This is a genomic window from Psychrobacter sp. BF1 (assembly GCF_019279065.1).
Lineage (GTDB): Bacteria > Pseudomonadota > Gammaproteobacteria > Pseudomonadales > Moraxellaceae > Psychrobacter > Psychrobacter urativorans.
This window is the reverse complement of the sequence record NZ_JAGYWV010000002.1, coordinates 1-19,486: the sequence shown is the minus strand read 5'-3', so window position 1 is coordinate 19,486 and position 19,486 is coordinate 1. Positions and strand designations below refer to the sequence as shown.

Annotated in this window: 14 protein-coding genes and 4 tRNA genes; 12 read left to right on the top strand and 6 right to left on the bottom strand. The window is 40.8% G+C overall.

Annotated elements, in window-relative coordinates; all coding sequences use genetic code 11:
- Positions 1-260 precede the first annotated feature (260 nt).
- Complete coding sequence (gene hemH / locus KZA12_RS03005) at positions 261-1,280, top strand: ferrochelatase (RefSeq protein WP_201621879.1); 1,020 nt, start codon at positions 261-263, stop codon at positions 1,278-1,280.
- A 279-nt stretch (positions 1,281-1,559) separates the two neighbouring features.
- Here the strand turns inward: hemH and KZA12_RS03000 are convergent, their stop codons facing one another.
- The 4 genes from KZA12_RS03000 to KZA12_RS02985 all read right to left on the bottom strand — a co-directional run bounded on the left by KZA12_RS03000 (position 1,560) and on the right by KZA12_RS02985 (position 6,829).
- Entirely contained in the window at positions 1,560-1,898 is a 339-nt protein-coding gene (locus KZA12_RS03000) for a hypothetical protein (protein WP_201621882.1), read from the bottom strand.
- A 251-nt stretch (positions 1,899-2,149) separates the two neighbouring features.
- Entirely contained in the window at positions 2,150-2,938 is a 789-nt protein-coding gene (locus KZA12_RS02995; protein ID WP_201621883.1) for an SDR family NAD(P)-dependent oxidoreductase, read from the bottom strand.
- Positions 2,939-3,156: 218 nt separating this feature from the next.
- Positions 3,157-6,141, bottom strand: coding sequence for a DNA polymerase I (polA, locus tag KZA12_RS02990; protein WP_218689405.1), 2,985 nt, complete (start codon positions 6,139-6,141; stop codon positions 3,157-3,159).
- A 274-nt stretch (positions 6,142-6,415) separates the two neighbouring features.
- Positions 6,416-6,829 carry an Ohr family peroxiredoxin gene (locus tag KZA12_RS02985; RefSeq protein WP_218689188.1) on the bottom strand — a complete coding sequence of 138 codons (414 nt, stop codon included), beginning with the start codon at positions 6,827-6,829 and terminating at the stop codon, positions 6,416-6,418.
- A gap of 483 nt (positions 6,830-7,312) precedes the next feature.
- Here KZA12_RS02985 and KZA12_RS02980 point away from each other — a divergent pair, with 483 nt between their 5' ends.
- Together KZA12_RS02980 and KZA12_RS02975 are read left to right on the top strand one after the other, a co-directional pair.
- Positions 7,313-8,920 (top strand): peptide chain release factor 3, encoded by a 1,608-nt coding sequence (locus KZA12_RS02980; RefSeq protein ID WP_201621886.1) that lies wholly within the window; start codon positions 7,313-7,315, stop codon positions 8,918-8,920.
- Between the two features lie 823 nt (positions 8,921-9,743).
- Entirely contained in the window at positions 9,744-10,178 is a 435-nt protein-coding gene (locus KZA12_RS02975; protein ID WP_201621887.1) for an MgtC/SapB family protein, read from the top strand.
- Between the two features lie 587 nt (positions 10,179-10,765).
- Here the strand turns inward: KZA12_RS02975 and KZA12_RS02970 are convergent.
- Entirely contained in the window at positions 10,766-11,128 is a 363-nt protein-coding gene (locus KZA12_RS02970) for a 5-carboxymethyl-2-hydroxymuconate Delta-isomerase (RefSeq protein ID WP_218689187.1), read from the bottom strand.
- A 50-nt stretch (positions 11,129-11,178) separates the two neighbouring features.
- Positions 11,179-12,057, bottom strand: a complete 879-nt coding sequence (locus KZA12_RS02965; RefSeq protein WP_218689186.1) for a DMT family transporter — start codon at positions 12,055-12,057, stop codon at positions 11,179-11,181.
- Positions 12,058-12,414: 357 nt separating this feature from the next.
- Here KZA12_RS02965 and KZA12_RS02960 point away from each other — a divergent pair, with 357 nt between their 5' ends.
- The 9 genes from KZA12_RS02960 to KZA12_RS02920 all read left to right on the top strand — a co-directional run.
- Positions 12,415-13,299 carry a LysR substrate-binding domain-containing protein gene (locus tag KZA12_RS02960; protein WP_218689185.1) on the top strand — a complete coding sequence of 295 codons (885 nt, stop codon included), beginning with the start codon at positions 12,415-12,417 and terminating at the stop codon, positions 13,297-13,299.
- Between the two features lie 630 nt (positions 13,300-13,929).
- The gene (locus tag KZA12_RS02955) at positions 13,930-14,757 is read left to right on the top strand and encodes an RsiV family protein (protein WP_256932803.1); all 828 of its coding nucleotides are present in this window, start codon (positions 13,930-13,932) and stop codon (positions 14,755-14,757) included.
- Positions 14,758-14,841: 84 nt separating this feature from the next.
- On the top strand, positions 14,842-16,224 hold the full coding sequence (locus KZA12_RS02950; RefSeq protein ID WP_218689183.1) for an FHA domain-containing protein: 1,383 nt from the start codon (positions 14,842-14,844) through the stop codon (positions 16,222-16,224).
- 369 nt (positions 16,225-16,593) lie between these two features.
- Positions 16,594-18,090, top strand: coding sequence for an anthranilate synthase component I (gene trpE / locus KZA12_RS02945; protein WP_218689182.1), 1,497 nt, complete (start codon positions 16,594-16,596; stop codon positions 18,088-18,090).
- 212 nt (positions 18,091-18,302) lie between these two features.
- A tRNA-Thr gene (locus KZA12_RS02940) sits at positions 18,303-18,378 on the top strand.
- A 20-nt stretch (positions 18,379-18,398) separates the two neighbouring features.
- Positions 18,399-18,482 (top strand) — tRNA-Tyr (locus KZA12_RS02935).
- A gap of 62 nt (positions 18,483-18,544) precedes the next feature.
- Positions 18,545-18,618, top strand: a tRNA-Gly gene (locus tag KZA12_RS02930).
- A 138-nt stretch (positions 18,619-18,756) separates the two neighbouring features.
- Positions 18,757-18,831 (top strand) — tRNA-Thr (locus KZA12_RS02925).
- Positions 18,832-19,380: 549 nt separating this feature from the next.
- On the top strand, positions 19,381-19,486 hold a 106-nt coding region (locus KZA12_RS02920; RefSeq protein ID WP_227686815.1), incomplete at its 3' end, for a GTP-binding protein.

The following is a 19,486-nucleotide window of genomic DNA, read 5'->3' as shown; positions in this document are numbered from 1 at the left end:
GACAGTCATCAATAAAAGAAAAGTAAAGCACTAGAAAAAGGTGGTGCGTCTATTGTATGGCGATGCGCTAATGAGTACAACCTCTGCGTTAACTGTTTATTTATCAGGATATTTTAATAGTTGATTATTGGCTTTTACCCTGCGGCTGTCAGCGATAAAATGCTACACTAATTACCATTACCTTAAACTGTTTTCTACTATAATCCAGCAAGATAGTTTGTTTATGGTTAATCCTCTACCCTCTAAGAAAATGTGCCTTTATGAAACCTCAATTGCCCCCACGTATCGCTGTCTTATTGATCAATCTTGGTACCCCTGATGAGCCGACTGCGCCAGCCGTAAGACGTTATCTACGTCAGTTTCTGTCAGATCCTCGGGTGATTGAGATACCAAAGTTCTTATGGGCGATTATCCTAAATCTGTTTGTATTGCCTAGCCGCCCCAAGCGAGTAGCGGCTGCTTATGCCAGTATTTGGGATGGTGATTCACCAATGCGTAAAATATTAAATGAGCAAGTGGCACGATTAGAGCCACGATTGGTTAACGAGGCCGCTCCATTTCGCGTGTCTGTACATTCGGCGATGAGCTATGGCAACCCCGGTCTACCTGAGGTCATGGACAAATTGCGTAGCGAAGGTGTTGATCACTTTGTGATGTTACCGGTGTTTCCACAGTATTCAGCGACCTCAACAGGCGCAGTCTATGATGCCATAACTAAGTGGACACTTAAGCAGCGTAATTTGCCCAATATCACTATCGTAAAAGACTATTTCGCCCATCCTCTTTATATCAAGGCTTTAGCAGATAGTATTCGTCGCTTCCAAGCTAAGCACGGTAAGCCTGAGAAGTTGATGTTTAGTTTTCATGGTATTCCGCAGCCTTATATGGATAAAGGTGATCCCTATCCTAGACGTTGTAAATGTACGGCTGCTCAAGTAGCACATGAGCTGGGCTTAAACGAAGATGAGTGGATTATCAGTTTCCAATCACGCTTTGGTAAGCAAGAGTGGGTCAAACCTTATACTGATGTGGTATTGGATGAGTGGGCGAAGTCTGGAGTGAAGTCAGTGCAAATTCTCAGTCCAGCATTCTCAGCGGATTGTCTAGAGACTCTAGAAGAATTAGCGATTGAAAACCGTGAGAACTTCATTGAAGCGGGCGGCGAGGAATATCATTATATTCCTGCACTTAACTTCGATGAGGCGCACATAGATTTATTAGAAGCGATGTCGGCACCCTTAGTCAAAGGCTGGGCAGGCACGTTAGATGGCTGGGCTTAGATAAAATAAAATAAACTAGACTAGCTAAAGTACCGGACACTATGTTCGGTATTTTTCAGCTCATTACTTATCGTGTTTACGCTAGGATTGGGTCTGCTAGTAGTCGTTCCCGTAGCAATGATTACTTACTATACTAGCTACCGCAGTGTTTGGACGGATCAACCATTATCGGTGGCCTAAATTAGTATAAAAACTGATTTAGTTTAAACACTAGCTATAAAAAAGCCTACTTATCATCAGGATAAAAGTAGGCTTATTTTATACTAGCTTCATTATGATTTATAAATCATCGCCATTAGTCATTTCAGCAGCTTCTTTGTCAGCGATATCGACAATGTCAGGATAATTGTCATTATCCAAATTATCCTCTACTAATAGCTCATCAATACGCGACTCATCAATATTCTGTCGATGCATTGGAGTCAGGCCTTGAGTCGCACCACTACCAGCTTGCGAGTTATCAAAACCAGTATTGTCATCAATCATCTCGTCATTATCAATAGTATGCAGCATGTCATTGTCTAAATCGATTAGTTGGTCATCACGATCCATATCGCTACTTTTGTGACTGGCGATTTCATTCATCTCATCAGCAAGAGGTTGCTTTGAGTTATCCATAAGTAATTCCTTATTAGTGAGCTGATTTTTTATAGCCTATTGTTAGCGCTTGTTTCATAGTAGTAATACCTTATTTGCTAGTGTGCAACGTTAAAACAGTCACTGCTAGTAGTAAGCTGTGAAAAGATGTGCAAACAATGTAAGGTAGCTACTATTTTTAATTATAATTTTAACTATGACTCTAACAAGAAAAACGGCTACCAATGTTTGATAGCCGCCTGTTTAGTATAAGTTTATTGTAAGCTAAAGACTTACTTAGTACCAATTCTACTGTTAACAAAGCGCATGATTGGATCTGGTGCGACTTGTGAGGCCTTTTGCAATACCTTTGCTGGCAAGCCGATAGGGTAATGGGTAGCTTTTAGCTTGCGATTCGCACAAGTGCTCAGTTTAGCTAGCTTTTTTGCCACATCTTCTACAGTTAAGTTAATGCCGAGACGATCGATACTAGTCACGCTAATATCTTTAGTCATATCAGACTTAACCCATAAAGGCATCACATCGATCACCTTGATACCCAGCTCAGCATATTCAATGTTTAGCCCTTCAGTGAGACCGCGCACAAAGAACTTACTGGCGGCATAAGGGGCAACTTCAGACTGACCATAGATAGCAGAAGCCGAAGATAGATTGATAATCTTACCTTGTTTGCTATCGGCCAAATGTGGCGCTAGTTTATGACAGCCGATCAATACTCCTTTACAGTTAATATCGATTAACGACAGCTGTTTATCCAAATTAGTGCTTGGCAAGGTACCGCTAACTAGCACGCCAGCGTTATTAATCAGCGTATCTATACCGCCAAGATTATTAACCATATGCTCGATAGCCGTATCCCAAGACTCGGGATCAGTCACATCGAGATGACCCTGTACAATGCGCTTAGCTTTTAGGGCTTTTTTAAAGGCTTTATCGGTAACTGCACGCTCAAGCTCAGCGGTATCAATATCAAAAAGACCGACGCTATGACCTTTGGCAGCTAGACGTTTAGCGGTCGCTAAGCCGATACCACGTGATGCACCTGTTATTAGAATGTTCATAATGCTCTACTTATTATTGAAGATTGAATAGTATTAGGGGATTGCCTTCAGCATAGCAAATTATCATACCTATATAGCTATGTATTAGGGGATATAAGTAAGCAAATATTGCTTACTATTAACGCAGTTACTGTAGTAGCAATAATAGTAGCTGGCTAATAAACCTACAGTTAACTAGCTGTTTTGTTCTGACAGGTGTATTTTAGCTATGGCTATGTTTAGTGCGCCTCATCCCAGTTCTGTCCAATATCAGTCTCAACTAATAAAGGCACGGCAAAATCAACATCCCAGCCCTTATTCTTCGCTGTTACTGCCAGCACTTCTTGCATCGCATCTTTGACTAGCTGGCTGATCTCATCAGCTTTATCAGCATCGACTTCGAACACTAGCTCATCATGTACTTGTAATAACATCTTAGCATTGGCTTTAGGTAATACTTTATCTACCGCAATCATCGCCAGCTTGATCAAATCAGCCGCTGAGCCTTGTAGTGGGGCGTTAATAGCGGCACGTTCGGCACCTTGCTTAACCATACGGTTACTATGATGGATATCAGGGGTGTATAGTTTGCGGCCTAATATAGTCTCAATATAGCCTCGCTCATGAGCGCTAGCCCGGGTATCTATCATATATTTTTTGATACTAGGATAACGGTTGAAATACATATCGATATAGTCTTGCGCCTCACCGCGGCTCATTTGTAATTGCTTGGCGAGGCCAAAGGCACTCATACCATACAATAGGCCAAAGTTAATGGCTTTAGCATTGCGGCGTTCAGTAGCAGTGACCTCATCAATCGCTTTGCCTAATACTTCAGCGGCAGTAGCTGTATGAATATCCAAACCTTCATTAAAGGCACGAGTTAAATTCTCATCGCCGGAGAAATGAGCCATCAGGCGCAGCTCAATTTGTGAGTAATCCGCTGCCAATATGACGCGGCCTGCGGGTGCAATAAAGGCTTGGCGAATAAGGCGGCCAGTTGCGGTACGAATAGGAATATTCTGTAAATTGGGATCAGTAGATGACAGTCTACCCGTACTAGTCAATGCTTGATGGTAGCTAGTATGTACGCGATCAGTCTCGCTATCGGCAACCGCATCGAGGGCATCGGTATAAGTGCTTTTTAGCTTCGATAGACTGCGATACTCCAACACAATATCGACTAGAGGATGGTCAATTTTAGATAATACGGCTTCGCCAGTAGAGTACTGACCTGACTTAGTCTTCTTACCACCACTAACGCCAAGCTTATCAAACAACATCTCGCCGAGCTGCTTAGGTGAGCCTAAGTTAAACTCTGCATCAGCCACTTGGTAAGCTTGCGCCTCTAAAGCGATAATTTGTTCATCAAAGCGCTTTGAGAGCTCATTTAAGAAAGGACGCTTAATTAAGATACCTTCAGCTTCCATTTGGCAAAGGATCTCAGCAGTTGGAATTTCTAACTCATGCAGTAGTTTAGTATTGTTAGCGTCCTCGGCTAACTTGTTACTAAACACCTCAAATAGCTGGTAAGTAATATCAGCATCTTCACAAGCATAATCACTAGCTATATCGATAGCGACTTGATCAAAGGTTACTTGCTTAGCGCCTTTGCCAGCGACATCTTCATAACTGATAGTCTGAGTCTGTAGGTAGTAGCGGGCTAAGTCATCCATACCATGACGAGTAATCGCCGCATTAATGACGTAGCTGGCGAGCATAGTGTCCATTGCCCAGTTATTTTTATCACTACCTTTATGACTGCTTTGATGAATCTTGCCAACTAAGTCTATATCGTAATGACTTAAAATATGAGCATCATACTTGAGATGCTGACCAATTTTGCCAATGTTAGCGTTTTGTAAGATAGGTTTTAGGCGGGCTAATACTGTATCACGATCAAGCTGTTTGGCTATTAATTCATCACCCTCTAAGCTATGCGTGAGCGGGATATAGTAGGCTTCATGCGCTCGCATGGCGAAAGATAAGCCAACGATTTGCGCTTTACGCCAATAGACACTAGTAGTCTCAGTATCGATAACGAAGTGCGGCGCAGCTTCTAATTGCGCCACTAAGCTGTCAAAAGCTGGCATGTCTAAAATAGTATGCCAAGCTTTATCTTGGTTACCACTGTTTTTAACATTATCAATCTGTATCGATTGCATTGCTTTGGCAACTTGCGCTTGTGATTCAGCGTTAGCTTGACTGTCTGCTACACTTTGCGAGCCATGCTCATTAGCGTTGGCGGGATGGTTTGGATGATCGAGAGAGGCGAGCTCATTTCTAAACTCAAGCTCATGGTAGAGCTCACGTAATTCATCGATATGAGCTGAAGGGTCAGTATTTATTTTTAAATCGTTCCAGTCTTGACCAATATCTAAGTCGGTGACGATAGTAGCCAGCTTTGCATTGAAAGGAATATCATCAGCGTTCTCAATCAAACCTTTTGCACCGCGACCTTTGATAAAACCAATATGCTTTAACATATTGTCAATATCGCCATATTCAACTAGTAAATCTTTGGCAGTCTTTTTACCGATGCCAGGGACGCCTTTAATACCGTCAGAGGCATCACCCATTAAGGTTAAAAAATCAATCATTTGACTAGGCTTGATACCGAATTTTTCGATGACCGCTTGGGTGTCTGTTACTTTACCTGTAAAGCTGTCTTCCAATATGACGCAGTCATTGACCAATTGCATCATATCTTTGTCGCCAGTAGAGATCACCACATGATGACCTTGTTGCACCGCACGATGAGCCAGAGTACCGATGATATCGTCAGCTTCTGCGCCTTCAATGCGTAACAGGGGCAAGCCTAATGCCGTCACTAAACGATGGATATAAGGAATCTGTTCTACTAACTCTATATCGATAGGGGGACGAGCAGCCTTGTAATCAGCAGACATATGATGGCGAAAAGTCGGCGACTTAGTATCGAAGCAGACCGCCATATGGGTCGGGTGATAACGGCGCATCAGCTTTAGCAAGGCGTTGAGGGTGCCACGGATAGCATTAGTGATCAGTCCTTGCGAGGTTTGCATAGTTTTTGGCAAGGCATGATAAGTACGAAACAGATAATAAGACCCATCCACTAAGATAAAGGGCGGTTGGTTTTTGTCCACGTGACTAGTAGACATAGTCGCGACATTGGGCATAGTATCGAAGTTTGGCAAGGCTTTAGGATCGAGCGCTTGATGTGAGTTGTGGTTGCGGTCGTCCATTTTGTCAGTCGTGTGCTCAGTCATAAAGGTCACTTATTATTAGGTATCAGATAAAGTAAGTATCAGATAAAAAGATGTCTCTATTATAACCATAAAATCAGTAGTTGCCGAACTTCTCAATAGTTACGATGTGTCTATTAAGGAGCTACCCCCATAAAAGATATGCCCATAAAAAAAGAACCCAGTGCTGACTGGATTCTTTTTTTAAATATAGCAGGTATGCTAATACTTTTATAGTTCTATTATGCTATTAACAGGTTATAAATGAGAACGACTACTTCACTTCAGAAGTGACTTCGCTATCGATATTACCATGGGTAGCTTTAGAATATGGGCAGACCTCATTGGCTTTTTCGACCAGTTTTTGGAACTCTTCCGCTGATAGCTCTGTGTTTTCAGCGCTAACATGAATTTTTACCGCTAATTGATAGTCGTGGCCTTCACCTTGTAGTAAATCTACTGAAACTTCAGTGGTAGAATCAAATTTAGCTTTTTCCATGCCTTTAACAGCCGCAAGCGCTCCATCAAAACAAGCGGCATAACCCATTGCAAATAGTTGCTCTGGATTATTGCCCTCTTTACCAGATCCTGGTGCGACCATGTTGATAATCAGATCACTGTCTTGCAGACTAGCTTTACCTGTACGACCACCAGTAACCGTTCCTTTGGTAGAATATAATGTTTTCATGATATGTCCTTTTATATGAGTTTATTGTTGTAAATAGGCTTTAGTTAAAACTTAATATATTATCTGCGTTTAATGAATAACAGTAGAATACATTGCTAAGAATAGCAAACCCTTGTCATCACACTATGTAGGCGTGGTAACTCTAGGCTACTAATTTGTAAGTGTGCTGTAGAATAAATCTTTAATAATCGCAAAAAATAATCAGCCAAGCCTTATATGCAAGTGCTACCACTACTAGGATAAGCTCAAAAATTCCCATATAAAGGCATTAAATACTAACTTTATAGAGCCTTGAAGGTAAGGCTTTTTTGTCTTATATTGATAAGGTTGTGTGGCTACTAGAACCATTAAGATAGTTGGCAAAAATAGCATGTTAAGCATAAATCCGCTACAATACGCCCACTAAAATCTATCCTATTTATTATTAAACTCTTTATTAAATATTGCTATTTCCTTTTGAAATTTAACCATAAGTTACCGATTATGAGCGCAGACAATAACATCTCTCCAGCTAAGCTTGCCCGCGAGGTTGCTAAACGCCGTACTTTTGCGATTATCTCGCATCCTGATGCTGGTAAGACCACCATGACCGAAAAGCTCCTATTATGGGGTCAAGCTATTCAGGTGGCAGGCGAAGTCAAAGGTCGTAAGACTGACCGTCATGCGACTTCTGACTGGATGAGTATGGAGCAAGAGCGTGGTATCTCTATTACTACCTCAGTGATGCAGTTCCCTTATCAAGATAGTATGGTTAACCTGCTAGATACGCCCGGTCACGCCGATTTCAGTGAAGATACTTATCGTACTCTAACTGCCGTCGATAGTGCATTGATGATGGTCGATGGGGCAAAAGGTGTTGAAGAACGAACCATCAAATTGATGGAAGTGTGTCGGATGCGTGATACGCCTATCATCTCCTTCGTCAATAAGCTGGATCGACAGATTCGTGAGCCCCTTGAGCTATTAAGTGAGATTGAATCAGTATTGAAGATTAAATGTATTCCACTGACTTGGCCTATAGGTATGGGACAGGATTTCATTGGGGTTTATCATTTAACGGAAAACAAAACCTACCTTTATGAAAAAGGCCATGGCGGTGATCTCACCGTAGCGCAGACTCGTGATGGTTATGACTATCCTGACATTCGCGAGCGCTTAGGGGCATTGATGTTTGCCTCCTTTGAAGAGTCGTTAGAGCTAGTACAAATGGCGCTAGAAGATTTCAGTGTCGAGTCGTTCTTAGCGGGTGAGATGACGCCAGTGTTGTTCGGTACGGCCTTAGGTAACTTCGGGGTCAATATGGTACTTGATACTTTAGTTAAGTATGCGCCGCCACCAAAAGCGCATCCCACTGAGGAGCGTGAGGTTAAGGCCACTGAAACGGCATTTACTGGCTTTGTGTTTAAAATTCAGGCCAATATGGACCCTCGTCATCGTGACCGTATAGCGTTTTTACGTGTTTGCTCAGGTAAATACGAAAAAGGTATGAAACTACAGCATGTGCGTCTAAATAAAAGCGTGCGTATTGCCGATGCTCTAACTTTTTTGGCTGGTGATCGTGAGGCTTTAGAAGAGGCTTATCCTGGTGATATTATTGGTCTGCATAATCACGGTACTATCTCTATCGGTGACAGCTTTACTGAAGGGGAAGAGCTGAACTTCACCGGTATTCCACATTTTGCTCCTGAGCTTTTTCGTCGAGTGGTCTTACGTGATCCACTGAAGTCAAAAGCCCTACAAAAAGGCTTACAGCAGCTGAGCGAGGAGGGCGCTACCCAAGTATTTATGCCACAGATCAATAACGATTTAGTCTTAGGTGCAGTTGGGGTACTACAGTTCGAAGTAGTAGCTCACCGACTAAAAGAAGAGTACAAAGTACAATGTACTTTTGAGCCAGTATCTATTGCTACGGTACGTTGGATTCATTGTGACGATGAAGTGGCATTAGCGAAATTCAAACGCAAAGCTCATGACCAGTTATCGATTGATGGTGGTGGTTATCTAACCTATCTAGCCCCATCAAGAGTGAATCTGCAGCTGATGCAAGAGCGCTATCCAGAAGTGACTTTTAGTAATACTCGTGAGCACTAATATTTAGTAATGATCAGTATAAAAAAAGACACGTTTATCGTGTCTTTTTTATGGGTTTAAATAATTATTCTAGTAAGTTCGGGGGTTATAGAAATTGGCCATATTAATGAGGATATGAGTAGCTAATTTTTTAGATCACAAGCTAGTGTAAGTCATTTGGTCATTTGGTCATTTGGTCATTTGGTCATTTGGTTATTATAGTTAGCTAGAAGTTACAGTATAAATTGTTGATTTAGAACTTAGTTTCTAGTGGTTCGCCTTAGGTACTTGTTGCGATTAACTCGAAAGTTTTATGATTTGAGTCAGCCTCTTGTAGGCTCAATTCAGATAAGCGGCCTTAGCTATTCAAAAAAGGATTACTGCTGTGGTTGCCTTCTGAGTAAATAACCACTGTTTTAATGTGCTTAAAATCAGCTACTAGACAGAATATAAAATTACCAGATAGCCTAGATAAAGGACATATAGCCCGATACCAAAAGCTAAAACAAGCAAAGCTATCAACGAAAACAAAGCTATGTTACTAGTCTTCTTCATTTTATCTATCCTTCAAATTGAGCCGAATAGATTTTTATTTTTACATCTTATAAGTTTTTATTTTTGCTAAATTTCTTTAGGGAGTGGCTCTAGATATATGGTCTCGACCGTTGACTACCTTTAGCTTTATAGCGGTAAGTATTAGCAGCAAATGATCTACTTGCTACTGTTATTCATAACTTTAGTCTGACTCTATTAATAGTAAAAAATCTTAACTATCAAAATATTTATTTTTAGGTATTATCACATTTTTTTGTGTAATCACTTATTTCTAGAGAGTAGATCAGCTATGTTTGAATTTGATTTGAGCTTAAAACTGTTAGGGTATCACTTTATTCAATTAGGAATTGCCTTTGTCCTTTCACTACCGATTGCTCTTAATCGTGAAATGAAAGATAAAGGTGCAGGACTGAGAACCTTTCCATTAGTGAGTATTGCATCCTGCGCTTTCATGCTAGTTGCTGTAGATATCTATCATGGATCGGAGCCTGAAGCGAGAATCATGTATGCGATTATTACGGGTATGGGCTTTATCGGTGGCGGTGCTATTTTTAAAGGTGACAATACTGTAAAAGGTACTGCGACGGCCGCAAGTTTATGGAATACCGCAGCTATTGGAATATCAGTGGCCTATGGGCGTTATGAAATAGCAATAATATTATCAGTTGTCAACTTTCTAATACTTCAGTTTTCAGAACCATTTAAGGCAAAAAATAAGCTGTAGTAGGTTTTCTTATGGATTTCAGTGAAAATGCCGTTATAGAAACAAACACGATTTTCTAGTGAGGATTCGTTTAAAGGTCTTATCATATTAGGGTATAGCTACACCGAACCAATCGAGCTTCTTCACTGGTTCGGTTCCCTAGTGAGGACTCGAATCTTAAGCTGTAGGCTAATAATATCAACGTTTCAAATAGATGAGTTGTTCTTAATGCACTTTATGGTGTACTTAACATATATATTCTATTCGTGATCGGCGCACTATACAGGCATTAATGACTATAAAATCGATATCCTGAGCCATTATGATAAAGCTGTCTGATTAGGGGCTTTCATGTTGATTTCTACAGTTATTCAGCATAGCTCATCGCCTAACATCTCCCTCTCAAAAAGACAAAAGAATGATATATAGGGCCTGTTCCCAATTTCAAAATTGGTAATAAACACAATATAAATTACAGTCAAACGGGATAAACAGTATAAATAATATTGAGCTATGAATCAGACATTCAGACGTTTTTGGCTCATCTATATATTATCGTTTGAATTGGGAACATACCTTAGATAAAATTTTTCTAAGATAAAGTTTCATTATTTTTTATGATAAACCCCACTGCCATTCTCTACTTCTACGCATATCTGCAAATCGACTCGTTCGGATTGTTTCTCACTTAACTCCACTTCTATGGTTGTTACCAGCAGTTCTGCCAACTGATTACAGATGTCCAAACTACGGCCTGTCATTATTTTTAGATTTGCATAAATAAAGCCGTTTGTTTGCTCGTCATCTTCAAGGCCCACTAAAAACGTATCGATAGGTATCATACGGGCCTTAATATCCGTTGGCTTACCAAAATGCCCACTATCCCAGAGCACCTTATTCAAGGATTTAAGTAATGATTCTTTATGAGTAATGCTGACATTAGGTGTCGCTTGAATGGTTAAATGTGGCATAAATATATCCTTTTGAGTATGAGTGAGAAGTACGTCTAAAAAAATATCATCTAAACTAACGCCCTTCTACCAGTTTGAATTAATAGGACGCCACCGATAATTGATATTAAGGCTATGATCTCTAAAATGGTGATATCCTCTCCAACTATGGCACCAATAATAACAGCAACGACTGGCGCAATATAAGTAGCACCAGCAGCCTTCACAGAACCTAACTTTTCAATAATAAAATAATAGATAAGATAGGCTGCTCCTGTTCCTAATACTCCAAGTCCAAGCACCATTCCCCACATCGCCTGAGTGTTCGTTGCTACATTAGTAATACCCTCAAAATCGATCAGTATTGATAGCGTTATAACAGCTATACCCGTCTGCCAAGTTGCCAAAGCAAGGGGTGGCAGCTTCAAAGGAGACAAAAAACGACGTGCATATACAAATGACGCACCAACACTCAGAGATCCTGCTAACATCCATAATACGCCTATTAGAGAAACACCCATTGCTCCTTGCCAAGGGCGTGCACTTAACGCAATACCAGCAAACCCTAAAGCAACTCCTAGAGCCATTTGCTTAGTCGGTCGTTCTTCTGGCAAGAATAATGCAGCACCTAAAAAGGTAAAAATGGGAATTGAACCACTCAGTAATCCTGCGATACTACTCGGTAATAGCGCAGTGCCTGCAACAAACCCATAGTAGTAAAATGAGGTTGCGAGCACTGACATCACTATAAAATGCGGTATGTGAGGAAACTGATCACGAGTAATGACCTTACTACGCCATGCAATTAGTGCTAACGGCAAAAAGCCGAAAAGTACTCGTAAAAATACAGTTTGAGCGGGTGAAATTAAGACCGTAGCCCATTTCATAAAAATGAAATTTGACCCCCAAATCACACCCAGTAAAATAAGCGCTGCATATACTCTAAACATAAAAGTCACCTTAAAAACTCGAAAGCTATCTAAGTAGCTAGACGGCAATTTGCCTCGCTTGTGAGGTAGAACAAACTCCCATCAACAGGTATCTACTTAATAAGCATAAAGCCGATGAAAAGTAGGTTTTATATCGCTCATAGATGAGACTATGGCTTTATGACAACTATGTTGAAGAAGTTTATGAGCTGGAGTAGCATCTCTGTTTGATCTACTGCTGCAATAGGAATAAGTTTTTCTACAGTCACTCTCTACTTCATTAGCTATCATTCATTTATTATAATCAGTAGAAGCGAATACCTTGCATCATATTAAAAGATGCTAGACTATAGAAAATCTATTGTATAGAAGACTGGTATGTCAGATTATCATCGCCCACTGCCGCCGTTAAATGCATTGCGTGCATTTGAAGCTGCTGGTCGTAAGTTAAGTTTTCGTGCAGCAGCTGATGAGCTTTTTGTGACTCAAGGGGCAGTTGCTCAGCAAGTTCGTATATTAGAAGAGCACATTGGTTTTCCTTTATTCCAAAGGTTACCAAGAGGCGTTGCACTTACAAGCCAAGGAGGCGTTTATTTTGCAGAGATAACACGGGCTTTTGACACTATAAGTAAGGCAACAGTACAACTGCTTAAGGAGCCTGAAGTTGTCACTATTAGTGTGACACCTGCGTTTGCAACTAAAATCTTGTTGCCTCAACTATCTGTCTTAATGACGGCGATTCCTGGTATCGACTTGCGTACGGTAGCGACTGAATCTATTGCAGATTTTGACCGTGATCAAGTAGATATTGCTGTACGCCTCACTCATCTGCCATTCCCTACATTGTTTGAGACGCAGCGGCTATTCAAACAAAAGCTTGTACCAGTGGCAAGCCCTCATCTTATTGGTAATATTGCACTTCCTATGTCACTCAAGAATTTACGTGATATGCCATTGCTGCACGATTCGCACAATCATTGGCCACGCTTCTTTGGGAGCACAGGTAAGTTGCCGGGTGCAGTATTTAACCAAACGGCACTTGCTTTAGATGCTGCTTTAGCTGGTCAGGGCGTTGCTATTGCCTGTCAGGCTTTTGTGCAAGCGGACTTAACTGCGGGTCGATTGGTTCAAGTCAGTGATTCGAATTTGATAGTAGAACCAGACTATTATCTCGTCCGAAAACGAGTAAATACGTCGAGGAATAATGTAGATGCGGTATGGAATTGGTGTATTGAAAATTTAGTTACTACTGAAATCTCTTAGCTCTAATTAAAACTAAAATGATTATGAGCGATGCTACCACCTTCATAGCCATTAAAATTATATTTGATCTCAGTAGTTTGATACCTGTATAGCGCTCCGATCATGTTCCCACAATAGAGTTTATGACATTGGATATTAGAAGTCAGTTTTCACTGGTTTCTCTGAGGTATACCCCAAGGGAACCAGCTATTTCACCCCAAAAACCTATTAATAAACCACTTAAAACAGACTGCTATAGTGGAACTACTCAAATTAGAATATTAGAGGTAGTATCAGCTTGGCGCTAATTAGACAGTAAGGATTAAGTCTCGACTCTCAGTATTAATAATCTTAAGGTTATCACCGTATTAGCAGTTAGCATCACTCACAAGGTAGGAGCACAATAGCTATTTACTGCATAAACCCATGAAATCGCCTCAACTCAAACACTGGCATATAGCGCTGAGCGCACTACCAGCTATCAACACATTTCAAACAAAGATTTATTTATAGGTAGGCTATGATTATAAGAACTAAGCAAGCTATTTATTAATCAATTCACTAGTAGAGTTTACAATGTCATTTAATCTATTGCTTAATAATCATAAGACAAACGCTGGCTTTTTCAAAAGCTGTTTATTAGCGTCTATTATGGGATGCTTTTCATTACTTAGCCTCTCTGCCAACGCTAGCACTCTTATTAGCAGCACAGAATATATTGATTATGAGCTGCCTAAGACTGTCCAAGATCAATGCTATAAAAAAAGTAACTGCCCAGAGATTGAGGTTAAATATCTTAAGACTAATCATGATTGGATCAATAACATAGTTAACGCTCGTATTAATAATTTGGTCATCAATAGTAAGCCTAGTGAGTCGCCAGTCAATAAATCGACTACTATAAAAGCGGCAAAGTTAGCTATCGATGACTTTGCCCGGTCGCAGTTTAAAGATATGCCAGCTGATAGCTCAGGGTCTTATAGCTTACTGGTTAAGCCTGAGTACTTAGGTCATGTACAGCAGGGTGATGTACAGCAGGGTGATGTACAGCAGGGTCATGTACAGCAAAGTAGTACAAAGTCGACCCAAACTGAAGATTTTGAGCTGTTTGAGATCAACTCTTATGTTTTCACTGGTGGTGCTCATGGCATGCCGCTTAGCGAGTACTTAATATTCGATGTTAATAGTAAAAAGCAAGTAACACTGGCAGACATGCTGCAACCAGGTAAGCAATCACGCTTTAAAGCGCTGGCTTATCAGGCCTATAAAGAGTGGGTTAAAACAGTTGATGAAGATGTCAGTAACTATGAAAAAAACTGGCCTTTTACTCTGAGTGATAATGTGACTCTAACAGATAAAGGGATTAATATTCGCTATCAGCATTATGATATCGGCCCTTATGCTTATGGTATGCCAGTACTGAGCATTCCTTATGCTAAGCTTAGCGGCATCATTAAACCTAGTTTTTTAGCAAAATAATAAGGCGCCACAAAAGCTATCGATAAACCGTTACAGGGTAGTTAAAAACATTTAAAAGTTAAATCAAAATCAAGGAGCAAGACAATGAGTGATCAATTGGGTCAACAGGATTCATCGAATAGCGATAAACAAGGTTTAAACTGGCAGCTAAATGCGCTGACCGAAGCGCTTGGTAACTTAACATTAACCGTTACTGATAGCTTGTCAATTGGCCGTGGCACCGATAATGATGTGGTGCTGGGCAGTAAAGAAGTATCGCGTAACCATGCCCTACTCAGCGTGTTAAATGGCGAGTTATATGTTAAAGATTTAGCCTCATCTAACGGCACTTTCATCAATGATGAACGTATCGAAAGTAATCAGTCCACGTCGGTGCAAGTCAACGATACTCTAGGCTTTGCTAGCTTTAGTTTTAAAGTGACAACCCCAGCAGCTGGTATGGTTAGCGAGTCTAATTTGCTCACTGGGTCAGATGGGGTTAATGAAGCTGATCTAGTTACTGAGTCTAATATAGTTACTGAAGCTGATGCGGTTAGTGAAGACGATTTATTTAATGAAGTCGATGTAGTTAGTGAAGCTTATGTAGATGCTGATGCTAGTATTAATACTGTCACTGATGTTAATACTGTTACTGATGTTAATACTGTTACTGATGTTAATAGCGTTGAGACAGTCAACAGCAACGACACTTATAACGATATAGAAAAGCTATCGGCTGGAACGGCGAGCACTGCAATAACGGACACTATCACTACTCCAGTAATAGAGCCAGCCACAGTAGAGCCAAGTGTAGTTGAAGAGACGGTATTAGAAAACTATGCGTTAGCCACTGACACTGCTGAACCAGTTAGCACTGAGGAAGTTAGTGAGCACTCATTAGTTCAGCAACCGATAGTTGAACCACCTTTAGTGACTCCATCGACAGATCCAGTAGTCAAATCGACTATGATAGCCGAGGTATTGGCCTCAGCAGCTATGCCGAGCTTGGCTACTGAACAAGAAAAAGTGCTTGCCGATGAGATGCCTAAACAGCCCTTAGCGGCAGCGTTGCCAGTCAAAGAGCCTGTGGTTAGCGAACCTATTATCAGTGAGCCTATGACTAGCGAGGCGGTAAACAGTGCAGCAGTGAGCGATGAGCCGCTTATCCATGAGCCAGACGCTTATCAACAGCCTGTGGTTAGTCCTGAGCATGACAAGACTACCACCACCGCACTGCAAGAAGAAGCCGATCCAGATGTATTGCGAGCGAAACAAGCGGCAACTGGGCAGTTCTCAGGGACCGCTAATTTAGGCCAAGGTCGCGACTTAGGTACCCAAGGCAACAATGCTATGGATCAAGCTTTGGATAACTCAGCCAATGGCGCGCATTCAGACAAAAAGCCTAGTGGCACTTGGTTTATTTGGGTATTTATTGCGATTATCATTGTGGGATTAGCCTTATGGCTGTTCAATATGGGCGGTGCGTAACTTTCTTATCCTATAGCTCTGTTCAATGAATAACCGCTAGTAAGGAGTACTGCAGTAGCGACTGAATACCTGCTATTGTGGCCTTAGCCTAGCTCGTATATAAAAGTGTCTCTAGAGTGCAGTAAAGGCGTTTATTCGACTACTTCTGAACTCTTAAGACACTATTAATAGCTCGGCAAACGCAGGCCTACTTTAAATACCGTCTAGTAACCCTCATTACTTATAAAGCTCGCTAGTTTTGCTATACTGGCGGGCTTAACTATGTCACATACTTTATGCCCTAATAGCCTATTTTAATTTGTATTCAAGCCTTCGTTATAGCGTGTCACGCTTATATCTTATAAATGTAGTGTCAAGAGACTGTCGATTATGATGACCTTTGAAGAATATCAAGCCTTTAAACATGGAGGCTATAGCCATGTTCCCTTAGTGAAGAAACGATTAATGGATGCTCAAACACCCGTTTCTGTGTTCTCTAAAGTGCGAGACTTGAGCGGCTCAGCTTATCTGTTTGAGTCAGTAGTAGGCGGGGAGCGTTGGGCACGATATTCGATGATTGGCTTAGGTAGTGATCTAATCTTGCAGTACGCTGATGGCATCATGACTATCAAAAAAGATGACCAAATCGATAGCGATGCAGTAGCAGATCCTTTTGATTATATTCGTCAGCTTATGAAGCAGTATAAGATGCCGACAGAAGATGAAGTGGCTGCTTTACCTAGTTTTAGTGGCGGCTTAGTCGGCTATTTTGGTTACGACATGGTCAGAGTAATTGAGCCTAGTGTGGGCCTATCTAATGCCCCGAATACTATGTCATTACCCGACATGTGGTTGATGCTATCGATGAGTGTGATTGTTTTCGACAACTTAGAAAACACGCTATCTATCATCGTTTATGCTGATTGTAATACTGAGGACGGCTACGGCACCGCTATCCGTGAGTTAGAAAAAATAGAAGATAAATTAGCAGAAATGCCGGATTTGAATGCGCCAATTATGCCTACACCAAAGTTTGTCTCGCAAACGGGTAAAGAAAAATACTGTAATGATGTTAATACAATAAAAGAGTATATCTTTGCTGGAGACGTAATGCAGGTAGTGCCTGCACAGCGTTTGACCGCTGATTATAAGGGGGATTCATTAGCAGTTTATCGTGCCTTGAGGTTCTTAAATCCATCGCCTTATCTATTTTTGGTTCACGGTTACACTTTAGATGACCATAAACGTTTCGATATTATTGGCGCTTCGCCTGAGATTTTATCCCGCATCGAAAACGGTAAAGTGACGGTAAGACCGCTCGCTGGAACCCGTAAGCGTGGGATAGATGAGGCCGAAGATTTGGCCTTAGAAAAAGAGCTGCTGTCAGATACCAAAGAAATCGCCGAACATTTGATGCTAATTGATTTAGGGCGTAATGACATAGGTCGTGTCTGTGAATATGGCAGCGTCAAAGTCACTGAGAAGATGTTTATTGAGCGTTACTCACAAGTGATGCATATTGCCTCTAATGTTGAAGGTACAGTACTGCCTGATAAAGATGCCCTAGATGTGTTCTGTGCTACTTTTCCCGCTGGTACGCTATCAGGGGCACCCAAAATTCGTGCCATGCAGATCATCGATGAAGTTGAGCCAGTACGCCGCACAGTATTTGGGGGTTCAGTCGGCTATTTAGGCTGGAATGGTAATATGGATACCGCTATAGCGATTCGTACTGCAGTAATGCGTCGTGGCAAAATACATATCCAAGCAGGGGCAGGAGTAGTCGCTGACTCAATCCCAGAAGCGGAATGGGATGAAACTAACAAAAAAGCCTTAGCGTTGGTAAAAGCAGTAAAAATGGCTTGTGATGGTTTACGAATTCGTTAATATTTAGGCAGTACTACCCTAAGTTACTCATGTTAGTAATTACTAGGGTAGCTAACTCAAAAACTAACGGCTAATTGCGATATTTTTTTACCAAAAAAAGGCAGTGTAATCAAACGTTTAAAAATTAATTTCAATAAAGTGATAAAAAGATAGAAATAAGGGTTGTGTTTTATAATATATTTGATAGAATACACACCACTTTGAAAGAACAGGCCGACTTAGCTCAGTTGGTAGAGCAACGCACTTGTAATGCGTAGGTCGCCAGTTCGAACCCGGCAGTCGGCACCATTTCTTTCAAAGTAACCTAAGGTGGGATTGGGGAGCGGTCAAACCCAACAGACTGTAAATCTGTCGCGAAAGCTTCGAAGGTTCGAATCCTTCTCCCACCACCATATTGTTTTAAAGTTTATCCTAGCGCCAAGCACGCTCTTAAGCCGTTTAATATAGAGCCATTGCGGGTGTGGTATAATGGTAACACCTTAGCCTTCCAAGCTAATGACGCGGGTTCGATTCCCGCCACCCGCTCCATATATGTGCCATAAGTGATTTAGATAAATACTGTCAAAATAACCACCCAATAATTAATCACGACAATCAGCTTTTATGAATTGTTTCGTGATATTTTTTTATAAGCTGTCAGCTAATTTGTCAGTCATTTAAAAATATGCTCATATAGCTCAGCGGTAGAGCACTCCCTTGGTAAGGGAGAGGTCTTGAGTTCAATTCTCAATATGAGCTCCATTTATTATTAAAGCTTATGATGTTTACTTTATTAAGCTGCTATAATCTATTTTCGATATAGTGATCGACATTGTTTTCGACATACTAGTATCGGTTGGGATGAATCGCTCTATAAAGCCTATGACATCATCAAAAAACATAAAGTCAATTCGGTAGTGATAAATTAAAGGTGACACCGAGGTGTTGCCTTTTAGTGCTGTCAGTAGCATATATTTTGCTTTTTTGGCGTTAAGCATTAACGATAATAAACGACTTTTAGCAACCCTGATGGTTAGTGATAATGATTAACTAGTCGCTTGCTAAAAAATAATATTGATTTAGAGTTTTTGCTAATAATATGTTACTGAACAAAAAATGGATACTAAGATTGAAAAAATCAGTCTCGTACCCATATATTAGCTAAGTTTATAAACCTATTTACTAGATAAGCCATAGCGTCAACGGTTTGATGGTTTTAAATCTATCATAAGCCGTCAAATAGCTATTTATTAATCTTACTGTTTATTGTTTTTTAAGCATAAAGATTCACCAATAAAAGAGGAAATACTCATGGCAAAGGCCAAGTTTGAACGCAAAAAGCCACACGTCAACGTCGGTACTATTGGACACGTTGATCACGGCAAAACTACATTAACGGCTGCTATTGCAACTGTTG

Bases quoted from the DNA above. Each gene is read 5' to 3' on its own strand.
- hemH (WP_201621879.1), top strand. From the start codon at position 261: ATGAAACCTCAATTGCCCCCACGTATCGCTGTCTTATTGATCAATCTT.
- KZA12_RS02960 (WP_218689185.1), top strand. From the start codon at position 12,415: ATGTCAGATTATCATCGCCCACTGCCGCCGTTAAATGCATTGCGTGCA.
- KZA12_RS02970 (WP_218689187.1), bottom strand. From the start codon at position 11,128: ATGCCACATTTAACCATTCAAGCGACACCTAATGTCAGCATTACTCAT.
- KZA12_RS02965 (WP_218689186.1), bottom strand. From the start codon at position 12,057: ATGTTTAGAGTATATGCAGCGCTTATTTTACTGGGTGTGATTTGGGGG.
- KZA12_RS03000 (WP_201621882.1), bottom strand. From the start codon at position 1,898: ATGGATAACTCAAAGCAACCTCTTGCTGATGAGATGAATGAAATCGCC.
- KZA12_RS02955 (WP_256932803.1), top strand. From the start codon at position 13,930: ATGGGATGCTTTTCATTACTTAGCCTCTCTGCCAACGCTAGCACTCTT.
- KZA12_RS02975 (WP_201621887.1), top strand. From the start codon at position 9,744: ATGTTTGAATTTGATTTGAGCTTAAAACTGTTAGGGTATCACTTTATT.
- trpE (WP_218689182.1), top strand. From the start codon at position 16,594: ATGATGACCTTTGAAGAATATCAAGCCTTTAAACATGGAGGCTATAGC.
- polA (WP_218689405.1), bottom strand. From the start codon at position 6,141: ATGGACGACCGCAACCACAACTCACATCAAGCGCTCGATCCTAAAGCC.
- KZA12_RS02950 (WP_218689183.1), top strand. From the start codon at position 14,842: ATGAGTGATCAATTGGGTCAACAGGATTCATCGAATAGCGATAAACAA.
- KZA12_RS02995 (WP_201621883.1), bottom strand. From the start codon at position 2,938: ATGAACATTCTAATAACAGGTGCATCACGTGGTATCGGCTTAGCGACC.
- KZA12_RS02980 (WP_201621886.1), top strand. From the start codon at position 7,313: ATGAGCGCAGACAATAACATCTCTCCAGCTAAGCTTGCCCGCGAGGTT.
- KZA12_RS02985 (WP_218689188.1), bottom strand. From the start codon at position 6,829: ATGAAAACATTATATTCTACCAAAGGAACGGTTACTGGTGGTCGTACA.